The following is an 11,847-nucleotide window of genomic DNA, read 5'->3' as shown; positions in this document are numbered from 1 at the left end:
AATCCCCTGATTTAGCGATAAAAGCTCTCTGCATTGCGTCACTTATAAGTCAGGCGCATAATTAGTGTGCTTATCTTTTATTCTCTTGTTCACCGCGCCCTGGCGCACCAACAGCGGATTGCTATGTCACCCTGTGAAAATGACACTCCCATAAACTGGAAACGAAACCTGCTCGTTGCCTGGCTTGGCTGTTTTCTTACCGGCGCCGCCTTCAGTCTGGTAATGCCGTTCTTACCCCTCTACGTTGAGCAACTTGGCGTTACGGGCCACTCAGCACTAAATATGTGGTCAGGGATTGTCTTCAGTATTACCTTTCTATTTTCCGCCATTGCTTCTCCGTTCTGGGGAGGATTAGCTGACCGCAAAGGTCGAAAAATTATGCTCCTGCGCTCTGCCCTCGGGATGGGTATCGTGATGGTGTTGATGGGGGTAGTGCAAAATATCTGGCAATTTCTGATCCTGCGAGCATTGCTGGGTCTGCTCGGTGGATTTGTCCCTAATGCCAACGCACTTATCGCCACTCAGGTCCCACGCAATAAAAGCGGCTGGGCGCTGGGTACGCTCTCTACCGGTGGGGTTAGCGGCGCGCTGCTCGGCCCCATGGCTGGCGGCTTGCTCGCCGATAACTACGGCTTACGTCCGGTATTTTTTATTACCGCCAGTGTGCTAATACTCTGCTTTTTCGTCACCCTATTTTGTATCAAAGAGAAATTCCAGCCAGTCAGCAAAAAAGAGATGCTGCACATGCGGGATGTCGTGACATCGCTTAAAAACCCGAAGCTGGTACTTAGCCTGTTTGTCACAACATTAATCATCCAGGTCGCCACCGGTTCAATCGCGCCAATCCTGACACTCTATGTCCGCGAACTGGCGGGGAATGTCAGTAATGTTGCTTTTATCAGCGGCATGATTGCCTCGGTCCCCGGCGTGGCTGCGCTACTTAGCGCGCCACGACTTGGCAAACTGGGGGATCGTATCGGGCCAGAGAAGATCCTGATAACGGCGCTGCTCTTTTCTGTGCTGCTGTTAATCCCTATGTCTTACGTCCAGACACCATTCCAACTGGGGGTTTTACGCTTTTTACTCGGGGCCGCCGATGGTGCGTTACTCCCCGCAGTACAAACGCTACTGGTCTATAACTCAACAAACCAAATCGCCGGACGAATTTTCAGCTACAACCAGTCATTTCGTGATATTGGCAATGTTACGGGACCATTGATGGGCGCGGCTATCTCGGCAAACTATGGTTTCCGCGCAGTGTTTCTGGTCACCGCAGGAGTTGTGTTGTTTAACGCGGTTTATTCCTGGAACAGTTTGCGTCGCCGCCGATTGCCCCAAGTGACAGGCTGATTTTTCGCCTTTCATACTTGCAAAAGCGCATAATCAGCTATTCTTTCCCTGAATACATCATCAAATCAAAGGGAGAATCGTGATGACTATGTACGCAACGCTTGAAGAAGCCATTGATGCCGCACGGGAAGAATTTCTTGCTGACAACCCCGGAATCGATGCAGATGAAGCAAATGTGCAACAGTTCAATGTCCAGAAATATATTCTGCAAGATGGCGACATTATGTGGCAGGTTGAGTTTTTTGCTGATGAAGGCGAAGAAGGTGAATGTCTGCCAATGTTCAGCGGTGAAGCTGCACAAAGCGTCTTTGACGGCGATTATGATGAAATTGAAATCCGCCAGGAATGGCAGGATGAAAATACGCTGCATGAATGGGACGAAGGCGAATTTCAGCTTGAGCCGCCCCTGGATACTGAAGAAGGACGCGCTGCCGCCGATGAATGGGATGAGCGTTAATTACTCATATGGCCCATGTTGAATATCAATAGGCAGCAGTAAGGTATCAAAGACGAGGGAGAACGGCAGATCGAGGATCGTAACATAGCGCCATGCGGAGTCACGAACATCCCATTGCACCCCGGGATAATATTGGTTGCCATGCCCCTGCCCCGGTATAGTGCGGCTAATGATGCTGCCACAGCCACTCAGTAAGGTAACCATGATGCCTACTACAATGAAACGCATTTGATACCTCTTTCCTAAAAAAATACCGGCATTACGCCGGTATTTTTATTGGCTCGTTGTTTTGCCGGATGCGGCGTGAACGCCTTATCCGACCTACAAAATCTTGCAAACTCAACATATTGCAGGAACGATGTAGGCCTGATAAGCGTAGCGCATCAGGCAACTACGTTTTTATTGCGAAGCCGCATCCGGGTTACGCAATGCCTGTGGATTCAGCTTTATCCCTTCATAGTAACTCACCCATGAAGAATATTTCTCCGGAGAGTTCCATACGCGGAAATGCAAACGTGCCATCGTTACCGGATCGCTCAAAAGCACCAGACGACGATCGCGGTTCAGCTTCGCTGGCGTCTCGTTCAGCGCCTGTTCAACGTGGCGGTCACGGGCGATTTCCAGCACCTTACTGGCGCGGTGACGAGCGGTCGCCATTGCCGTTGCCAGGGCGTTAAACGACGGGTTAAATACCGCGTGCATAAAGCCATCGTCGAGAGAACGTTGACGGTTCATCTCAAGGAAACGATCGGTATCTACCAGCACCTGCGGCGGTGAATACTCTTCCGGGATCAGGAACAGTTTCCAGCGTTTAGCACGCAGCCCCACAGTCGCACGGCTGGAGATCACCGAAACAAACGGTGACAGGATCAGCGAGAAGACAATCGGCGCCAGCCAGAACAGGAATCTCAGATCCAGCCATGCCATGCCAACCGCCCACACAAGACCCAGTAACAGTTGCGAACCGTGACGTTTAAACGCTTCTCCCCAGGAAGTGGAGTCATCATCACGTTGCGGTGAATTCCACACTACCTCCCAGCCGAGGAAGGCACTGACCACAAATACCGTATGAAACAGCATGCGCACCGGCGCCAGCAGTACGGAGAACAGCACTTCCAGTAGCAGCGACAAGGTGACGCGCCAGAAGCCACCATACTCTTTAGTCCCTTTGCACCAGATGAGCAAAATACTCAACAATTTTGGCAGGAACAGCAGCACCATTGTTGAGGCAAACAGTGCAATCGCCAGTTCAGGACGCCATTGCGGCCACACCGGAAACAACTGCCGTGGTTGCAGGAAGTATTGCGGTTCGGTCAACGCATGCACTACCTGCAATGCGGTCGAGAGCGCGAGGAACATAAACCACAGCGGCGCAGAGAGATAAGACATTACCCCCGTCAGGAACACCGCACGGTGTACCGGGTGCATCCCTTTGACCAGGAACAGGCGGAAGTTCATCAGGTTGCCGTGACACCAGCGACGGTCACGCTTTAGCTCGTCCAGCAAGTTTGGTGGCAACTCTTCATAAGAGCCCGGGAGATCGTACGCAATCCATACTCCCCAACCTGCACGGCGCATCAGTGCCGCTTCTACAAAGTCGTGCGACAGGATTGAACCGGCAAAAGAGCCTTCACCCGGCAACGGCGCCAGCGCGCAGTGCTCGATAAAGGGTTTCACGCGGATAATCGCGTTATGCCCCCAATAGTGCGACTCGCCAAGTTGCCAGAAGTGCAGACCGGCAGTGAACAATGGCCCATAAACACGGGTCGCAAACTGCTGGCAGCGCGCGTACAGCGTATCCATACCAGATGCTTTCGGCGAAGACTGGATAATCCCGGCGTTCGGGTTGGCTTCCATCAGGCGCACCAGGCCGCACAAGCAATCACCGGTCATCACTGAATCGGCATCCAGCACTACCATGTAGCTGTACTGACTGCCCCAGCGACGGCAGAAGTCATCGATATTACCGCTTTTACGCTTTACACGACGGCGGCGGCGGCGATAGAAAATCTGCCCTTCGCCGCCGACTTCAGCGATAAGCTCCATCCAGGCTTTTTGCTCTGCGACGCAGATATCCGGGTTGTAACTATCACTCAGAATGTAGACATCAAAGTGTTTAGCATTGCCGGTGGCTTTTACCGATTCCCACGTTGCGCGCAAGCCTGCAAAGACGCGATTCACGTCTTCATTACAGATGGGCATGATCAATGCCGTACGATGCTCCGGATTTAGCGGTTCATCGCCAACGGTCGACGCAGAAATACTGTATTTATCGCGACCAATGAGCAGTTGCAGGAACCCCATCAACGCGGTCCAGAAACCGGCAGACACCCAGCAGAAAAGAACAGCAAAGAGGATCAGAATGCCGGTTTGCAGCATATAGGGCAGGAGCTGCATAAAGGAAACCCACAGATCCTGATCGACCATATCAACCGGATTAATAAACGCCCACCCCTGGTACGGCAGAATCGTCTTCATGTACCAGGTAGCGACAACGGTTTGCGCCAGTGTCAGGATAAGCAGGATATAACGACGGATTGTCCCGACGGTACGCCACTTTTGCTCGCTTTCCTGTTCTTCTTTGGTCAACCGAGCCAGATAGCGCGGTGTCACATCGCGTCCGCGCAGACGATCCCAGAATCGCCCTACCGGGTTAGTTCGCCACGGGTCGGGAAACATAGAGGAACGTTTTGCTTTCGGCATGGCCTGCAGCTGATCGCGTCCTTCGTCGTCTTTAATTAACTGCCCATCAGCCAGCGAATCCGGCCAGGCTTGTTCAAGACGTGCCTTCACCGACCCTTGTGGGGAGTCATCCTCCCGCGCATAGATGCGGTGTTCGGCATCCAGCGCCTGATGAACGGCGCGGATATCGGTCTTCGGCAATGCCGCTTTCTCACTGGCGGAGATGGGCATTGCGTCAATGTACTCAGTTGTTTTATTCATTGGCAGGTAACTGGTAGCTCCAGGTTTCACTCAACGTCTGATCGGCATTCACCAGCGCAGCACGCATTTCAGTGGTTTTCTTGGCATCTTTCACTTTCACGCGCATTACCAGACGCCAGCCTTTGGTGACCGGGTTATAACGCACTGTACTCTCTACAATCTCACCATTATCGCCAATACTGGTTTGTGCGGTGACTGGCGTATCCGCTGGCAGTTTTTTCATTTCTGCACCAGTAAAATCGACCACAAAGGCGATAGTACCGTCAGGTTGACGAATCAGGTTTGATTGTTTCACATCCCCCGTTGAACGACGCGTCTGCTGTACCCAGGCGTTATCTGGCGCATGCAATTTGTCTTCGTCCCGGCTGAAGGTGATGGTGTATTTAAAGTTCATCTCTTTACCCGGTTCCGGCAGCTGGTCCGGCGTCCAGTAAGCGACGATGTTATCGTTAGTTTCATCGTTAGTCGGGATTTCTACCAACTCAACGCTACCTTTGCCCCACTCCCCTTTCGGTGTTACCCAGGCGCTTGGACGCAGATCGTAACGGTCGTCGAGATCTTCAAAACGAGAGAAGTTGCGGCCACGCTGTAACAGACCAAACCCTTGCGGATTCTCCATAGAGAAGCTGCTAACTGCCAGATGTTTCGGGTTATTCAGCGGACGCCAGATCCACTCGCCGTTACCGGCATGGATAGACAAGCCGTTTGAGTCGTGCAATTCCGGACGATAGTTATTCGCCGGAGACGGCTGGTTCGGTCCGAACAGGAACATACTGGTTAGCGGCGCAACACCCAGTTTGCCGACTTTGTCGCGCAGATAAATTTTAGACTGCACATCAACAACCGTGTCACGTCCTGGCATAACCACAAACTTGTAAGCGCCTGTCGCTCGCGGTGAGTCAAGCAATGCATAAATGGTTAAACGTTTATCAGTCGGTTTTGGTCGCTCGATCCAAAACTCTTTAAAGCGCGGAAATTCTTCACCGGATGGCAACGCGGTATCAATTGCCAGGCCGCGGGCAGAAAGGCCATAAACCTGACCTGCACCAATCACGCGGAAATAGCTGGCCCCGAGCATGCTGACGATTTCATCGTTTTTATCTTTGCTGTTGATCGGGTAAAGCACTTTAAAACCGGCAAAACCAAGGTCTTTTACCGTGTCTTTGTCATGCTGAACATCGCCGAATGTAAAATAATCCGGACTGTATTTGATTCTTTTTACTGCCGTTGCAGTAACTTCATTGATTTTGACCGGCGTGTCGAAGTACATACCCTGATGGTAGAACTCGAGCTTGAATGGGGTCTTCAGATTGTTCCAGTAGGCTTTGTCATGATTAAACTGGATCTGCTGATAGTCCGCGTATTTCATGTCGCGGAAAACGGAGGGCAAGTTGCTTTTAGGCGCCTCATAGCCTTTTCCGGCTAAGGATTGAGCTTGCTTTGCAACATCGTCAATGCTGAACGCCCAGCTTGAAGAGGTATACAGGGTTAACATTACTGCAGCACTCAACCAACGCATTTTCATCATTTGTAGTTTATGTTTCATAATAAGTAAGCACTTCCCCCTTTGTGTGCTTATATCGATCCGATCTATTTTAATGGATAACCAGCCATTACGACAACAGAATCCCGGCGTTATTCAGCATGCTGGCTCATGGATTAAGCACTTGATTGCGGCCGTTTTCACTTTCCGTGCTTCTCCTAAAGACAGAAGCAGCGAGTTCGTGTAGGGTTTGCCAGCAAATTTATTTATCAACAGTCTTACAGACGCTTCCATTTTGGTTAGTGGTAGTGACTATGCCGCGCAAAAACACCCGCGAAGCCTGTGCCAGATGCGGTCAGGTCGATGTTGTTATGGCAAAAGCCTAAAGGCATTCCCCGGCAGGGATAAGACGAAAAATCCGAGATTAGTTAACCATATATGAATCCAGTACCCGCGCAGCGTGAATATTTCCTCGACTCCATCCGCGCCTGGTTGATGTTGTTAGGGATCCCTTTTCATATTTCTTTAATCTATTCAAGCCACACCTGGCATGTGAATAGCGCAGAGCCGTCCTGGTGGCTGACACTTTTTAACGATTTCATCCACTCGTTCCGCATGCAGGTATTTTTCGTTATTTCTGGTTATTTTTCCTACATGCTTTTTTTGCGCTACCCATTGAAAAAATGGTGGAAAGTTCGTGTCGAACGCGTGGGGATCCCGATGTTAACGGCCATTCCCCTGCTGACCTTGCCGCAATTCATTATGCTGCAGTATGTCAAAGGCAAAGCAGAAAGCTGGCCTGGCCTGTCATTGTATGACAAATATAATACACTGGCCTGGGAATTAATTTCGCACCTGTGGTTTTTACTGGTATTGGTGGTCATGACGACACTTTGCATATGGATATTTAAGCGCATCAAAGATAATTTAGATAATTCCGATAACAAAAATAAAAAATTCTCAATGGCTAAACTATCGGTGATCTTCTTATGCCTCGGCATCGGCTATGCGGCAATAAGAAGAACGCTCTTTATCGTTTATCCGCCTATTTTAAGCGATGGCATGTTCAATTTTATTTTCATGCAGACGCTGTTTTATATGCCGTTTTTTATCCTTGGTGCATTAGCTTTTATTTTCCCTAATCTTAAAGCCTTGTTTACCACACCTTCTCGTGGTTGCACACTCGCTGCAGCAATGGCATTTGTCGCATATTTGCTCAATCAACGTTACGGTAGCGGTGATGCCTGGATGTATGAAACCGAGTCGGTGATCACGATGGTACTCGGCTTGTGGATGGTGAATGTGGTTTTCTCCTTTGGTCACCGCTTGCTCAATTTTCAGTCGGCACGGGTGACCTACTTTGTAAACGCATCGCTGTTTATCTACCTGGTTCACCACCCGTTAACGCTGTTTTTCGGCGCATACATCACCCCGCATATCACCTCAAATTGGCTTGGTTTTCTCTGCGGCCTGATATTTGTGATAGGGATTGCGATAATTCTGTATGAAATTCATTTACGCATTCCGTTGTTGAAGTTTTTGTTCTCCGGAAAACCGGCCACTAAGCGCGAGAATGATAAAGCGCCAGCCCGCTGAGCCACACTTACAATAACCATTCAACGGGTAATATTGACGCCAGTCTGACCAAAACCCGCTTCCAGAAACTGGTTGCGGGTTCTTTTTTGAGAATAATTTCTTCCTTCCCGCGACGATCGACCCAGTTAATCCGCCCCCATCGATCCAGACGCAGCTGCCAGGCCGCATCATACTGACTCTGAATAAAGCGTTTATCGATCAGTTGCGCCAGCATTTTGCTCTCTATTACCAGGCCCATTTCAGTGTTGAGTAATGTTGAACGCGGGTCGAAATTGAATGAACCAATAAATACGGTTTTGCCATCGACACTGAAGGTCTTGGCATGCAGACTGGCACCGGAATTCCCGGTTATTCCGCGGTCGTGCAGTGTACCGGGTTGTTCCTGCGTCGGCTTTAGTTCATAGAGTTCCACGCCATAACGGAGCAATTTTTTGCGCCAGCGTGCGTAGCCAGCATGCACCACAGCGACATCATTGGCGGCAAGTGAGTTGGTTAAGATTGCTATCTTTACCCCTTTTCTTACCATCCGTAACAGTTGCGCTACACCTGCACGCGTCGGCACAAAATAGGAAGAGATAATATCAATCCGCTCACCGGGTGACCCCATGATATCGAACAGTCGCTGCGGCAGAAGGGAATGGCGTTTTGCTTTGCCCTCCCCTTTCGCAGGATCATCACTTAATAAACGCGTTTTTGCCCAAATAAGCGGTAACGCCCCCTCAACGATTTGATTCATAAAAGGGCTTGATTCCAGTTTACGCAAATAGCGATGCGTGATGCTGTCATTATGCCAGGATGCGGGTAGTTCAATACGATCAGCCATTTCACCTTCTGGCACATCCAGAACATGCTGCAAGGGTGAAACTGATTTGCAATACCAGTAGCGGGCGAAATCATCAGCGACGTCCTCCACAACCGGCCCCATTGCCATCACATCTAAATCTGAAAAAAGCGGTTCTTCTCCTGCACCAAAATATGCATCGCCAATGTTTCTCCCCCCCACCAGCGTCACCACGCCATCGACGGTAAAACTCTTATTGTGCATACGTCGATTGAGACGGGAAAAATCGGTGATATAGCCAAGCGGACGCAATAAGCGAAATGAGAAAGGATTGAAAAGTCGAACTTCAATCCGCGGGTGGCTATCGAGCAAGCGTAAAATGTCATCAAGTCCGGGGGTATTGTTGTCATCAAGCAACAAACGAACGCGAACGCCACGCTTCGCGGCGGCTAACAGAGCGGAAAACAGTAACCGCCCCGACATATCGTCCTGCCAGATGTAATACTGAACATCCAGCGTATGTTCCGCCATTTCTGCCAGGCGATAACGTGCGGCAAACGCATCCAGACCTTTATCAAGGGGGAAAATGCCGCACAGTCCTGGATGTTGCGAACACAAGTGCAACACCGCGCTCGCCAGCCGAGGCAAATCATTCATCTCCTTGTTGGGTAAGGAGTCTTTCGTAGAGATGGGCGTTTTCTTCATCATAACAGACAAAGTATACCTGCTCGGGTAAAGCGTGACGGATAATAAATTCCCAAACGGTTTTTACTGCTATTTCAGCTGCTGCTGCACGTGGGTATCCATAAACACCAGTACTAATGGCAGGGAAAGCTACCGATGTATAACTGTTCGCCGCCACCAGTCGCAGACTATTGAGATAGGCATCCTGCAATAGCTGATCTTCATTTTGTTCTCCGCCGCGCCACACGGGTCCAACAGTATGTACAACAGCTTTGGCGGGGAGATCGCCTGCGAGGGTAATTACTGCGTGTCCCGTAGGGCAATCGCCCTGTTGTTGTCTGACTTTTAAACAGGCATCCAGCAGCGCCGGACCGGCAGCGCGATGTATAGCGCCATCGACGCCGCCTCCCCCCATCAACGATGGATTTGCCGCATTAACAATCACATCAACAGCCAGTTTGGTAATATCGCCCTGTACAACATGAATACGCGATTTCATAACGCCTCCTTACACCATCTTGTTTCTTAAGTGTACAGCAGGGTTTTTAGAGAAATCGCATTTTTCTTGTCGGCGACGTGAGTGGTTCAGAAACTTAGTTATATTCGATATTCATCACAGCCAGCTTTTTCTGCTCATCAAGATACTGCACTTTTACTGAGGCAATTTGCGCATTTTTAACTTTGCCGCTCATTAGCTCTTTGCTGGAATACGTTTTGCTCTGTACAGGACCATTTTGCATACAGGTCATTTCAACTGGCGCTTGTAGGGAGCTCACGTCACACGCCGGTTCCACAATTTGACCATAAAAATGAATCACGCCACCTTGCACATTGCTTTCCGCTGTTGCAAAAAAAGGAAAAACCAGGCTGCCAAGCATAAGGGAGTTTAATAACGGTCTGAACATCTCTTCTATTTCCTCAATGATTAATCATCCTTGAGGGTGTGTTATCCATGCTTTCAGGTGGTCGATTCGTATCAGACCATTCTCTTCCGGCTCATTTTATGCTCAACTATCAATACATTAAGACTTTCCTGAAGAGGGCGGCCATTGTTGTGATAAATGAAGTGACTGTCCATCAGAAACAGTAACAACTATTTTCACCCGATCGTCCGGGGAAATATTTAAACTCAACTTCGTCAAGGCAATGGGTTGATTAGCGGGTAATGAAAGGGTCTTTTCTTGCTTCGTCTGACTTTGTCCCGAACTGCCTTCACGCAGAGATAATATTTGCACCCGGCACAAGCATGATTGCGTCAGAGTAACCTCAGGAATAATGGTGTACATGTCACCTTGCTGGGTTGTATTAAAGGTTATCTGGCTGGAAAGCGCCGCGAGAAGTAATAACGCGTTCATACTATTCTCCCGAAAAAAAACAGGGCTTGCGCCCTGTTTCTGTAATACAAATTCTATATTAGTACTGATGAGCGGTCGCGTTGTTACCAAAGCCAACCTGAGTTACGTTGACGCTGGAGTTAGATGCAGTCTGGTCAACTGCTGCACCGTTGCCGCCACCGAACTGTTTAACAGTCATTTCAGAGTTTTTACCGTTCCACTGATCCAGTGTCGCGCTGTTACCAAAGCCACGTTGGGTCAGTTCAATTGAGCTGTCATCAGAACCTTGTCCCACGTCTGCGCCGTTACCGCCGCCGTGCTGGGTAATAGTCAGATCAGAGTTGCGGGCATCAGCCTGCAATGCAACAGCAGAGTTACCGCCACCGTATTGGTAAATATTCAGTTCAGAATTCGGGCCGCTGTTATTACCGCCACCACCGTGGTTGCCGCCGCCACCGCCGTACTGAGGAATAGAACCTGCCAGAGCGCTACCGGAGAATACGATTGCTGCAATTGCTGCTACTTTTAAAAGTTTCATGTAAAACCCCCATCGGATTGATTTAAAAGTCGAATGGAAATTAACGCTGTGTTACGCGAATAGCCATTTGCGACTGTCTCTGCACTACAATTGCCGTTTTTTGAGTACCATACTGCGTAATATTTGCTTTATTACCAGAACCTTTCTGGATAATCATTGCAGTATTACCATATGCGCCCTGCGAAATACTGGCATCGTTGGCATTGCCCGCCTGATCAATATACGCAAGGTTATAATCTCCTGTCTGGTCAATCTTTGCCCGGTTGTTATTACCATCTTGCGAAACAACCGACAAAAGTTTAGAGCCTCCCTGCCGTAACTGTGCACTATTATTAGCACCAGCTTGACCAATTATGGCTGCCTGATTAAATGAAGACTTACTCAATTCATTTACCGCAAAGTTATACTCTGAATTAGCTAAATCATAACCTGCCGCGGCTGCAATCCCAGGCGCACCCAGTACTGTTAACATCATAAATAACAATCTGTTTTTCATGTTGTCACCCTGGACCTGGTCGTACATTTAAGAAATTTAAATCATTTCAACTTGGTTGTTAACGCAAACCGTTTTTTGTTAACGCTGCGTTACGATGGAAAGTATGTCTGCGGAAATATTTTTAATAACTCACCCGCGCGTTGTATTTTTCTTTTTTTACTCATGCCAAAGTATTAAAACTCGCG

Annotated in this window: 12 protein-coding genes; 3 read left to right on the top strand and 9 right to left on the bottom strand. The window is 49.2% G+C overall.

The features are described 5' to 3' along the window. Window positions 1-123: 123 nt before the first annotated feature. Together mdtG and FEK66_RS16425 are read left to right on the top strand one after the other, a co-directional pair. Window positions 124-1,350 (top strand): multidrug efflux MFS transporter MdtG, encoded by a 1,227-nt coding sequence (gene mdtG, locus FEK66_RS16430; protein ID WP_130215860.1) that lies wholly within the window; start codon window positions 124-126, stop codon window positions 1,348-1,350. A gap of 82 nt (window positions 1,351-1,432) precedes the next feature. Continuing rightward, window positions 1,433-1,807, top strand: coding sequence for a MysB family protein (locus FEK66_RS16425; protein WP_130205483.1), 375 nt, complete (start codon window positions 1,433-1,435; stop codon window positions 1,805-1,807). Here the strand turns inward: FEK66_RS16425 and FEK66_RS16420 are convergent, their stop codons facing one another. The 3 genes from FEK66_RS16420 to mdoG all read right to left on the bottom strand — a co-directional run bounded on the left by FEK66_RS16420 (window position 1,808) and on the right by mdoG (window position 6,278). Continuing rightward, window positions 1,808-2,035 carry a YceK/YidQ family lipoprotein gene (locus tag FEK66_RS16420; RefSeq protein WP_064528511.1) on the bottom strand — a complete coding sequence of 76 codons (228 nt, stop codon included), beginning with the start codon at window positions 2,033-2,035 and terminating at the stop codon, window positions 1,808-1,810. It abuts the gene before it with no gap. Between the two features lie 171 nt (window positions 2,036-2,206). After that, the gene (mdoH, locus tag FEK66_RS16415) at window positions 2,207-4,750 is read right to left on the bottom strand and encodes a glucans biosynthesis glucosyltransferase MdoH (protein ID WP_138211505.1); all 2,544 of its coding nucleotides are present in this window, start codon (window positions 4,748-4,750) and stop codon (window positions 2,207-2,209) included. Then, window positions 4,743-6,278 carry a glucans biosynthesis protein MdoG gene (gene mdoG, locus FEK66_RS16410; RefSeq protein ID WP_130258319.1) on the bottom strand — a complete coding sequence of 512 codons (1,536 nt, stop codon included), beginning with the start codon at window positions 6,276-6,278 and terminating at the stop codon, window positions 4,743-4,745. The genes mdoH and mdoG overlap by 8 nt, the downstream gene beginning before the upstream one ends. A 393-nt stretch (window positions 6,279-6,671) precedes the next feature. Between mdoG and mdoC the strand changes: the two genes are divergently transcribed. Then, window positions 6,672-7,829: a glucans biosynthesis protein MdoC gene (mdoC, locus tag FEK66_RS16405; protein ID WP_131162257.1), complete on the top strand. Its 1,158-nt coding sequence runs from the start codon at window positions 6,672-6,674 to the stop codon at window positions 7,827-7,829. Between the two features lie 7 nt (window positions 7,830-7,836). Here mdoC and clsC read toward each other — a convergent pair whose 3' ends face one another. The 6 genes from clsC to csgB all read right to left on the bottom strand — a co-directional run bounded on the left by clsC (window position 7,837) and on the right by csgB (window position 11,662). Continuing rightward, window positions 7,837-9,318, bottom strand: coding sequence for a cardiolipin synthase ClsC (clsC, locus tag FEK66_RS16400; protein ID WP_135493724.1), 1,482 nt, complete (start codon window positions 9,316-9,318; stop codon window positions 7,837-7,839). After that, complete coding sequence (ymdB, locus tag FEK66_RS16395; protein ID WP_130205473.1) at window positions 9,260-9,793, bottom strand: O-acetyl-ADP-ribose deacetylase; 534 nt, start codon at window positions 9,791-9,793, stop codon at window positions 9,260-9,262. The genes clsC and ymdB overlap by 59 nt, the downstream gene beginning before the upstream one ends. 94 nt (window positions 9,794-9,887) lie before the next feature. Next, window positions 9,888-10,199, bottom strand: a complete 312-nt coding sequence (locus tag FEK66_RS16390; RefSeq protein WP_135493722.1) for a type 1 fimbrial protein — start codon at window positions 10,197-10,199, stop codon at window positions 9,888-9,890. A 117-nt stretch (window positions 10,200-10,316) separates the two neighbouring features. Then, window positions 10,317-10,649 (bottom strand): curli assembly chaperone CsgC, encoded by a 333-nt coding sequence (gene csgC / locus FEK66_RS16385; RefSeq protein ID WP_000992819.1) that lies wholly within the window; start codon window positions 10,647-10,649, stop codon window positions 10,317-10,319. 58 nt (window positions 10,650-10,707) lie between these two features. Further along, window positions 10,708-11,166: a curli major subunit CsgA gene (gene csgA / locus FEK66_RS16380; protein WP_000771421.1), complete on the bottom strand. Its 459-nt coding sequence runs from the start codon at window positions 11,164-11,166 to the stop codon at window positions 10,708-10,710. 40 nt (window positions 11,167-11,206) lie between these two features. Beyond that, window positions 11,207-11,662: a curli minor subunit CsgB gene (csgB, locus tag FEK66_RS16375; RefSeq protein ID WP_130205467.1), complete on the bottom strand. Its 456-nt coding sequence runs from the start codon at window positions 11,660-11,662 to the stop codon at window positions 11,207-11,209. Window positions 11,663-11,847 lie beyond the last annotated feature (185 nt).

Origin of the sequence: Escherichia sp. E1130 (assembly GCF_005781065.1) — a bacterium.
Taxonomy (GTDB): domain Bacteria; phylum Pseudomonadota; class Gammaproteobacteria; order Enterobacterales; family Enterobacteriaceae; genus Escherichia.
This window is presented reverse-complemented; position numbering and strand designations above follow the sequence as displayed.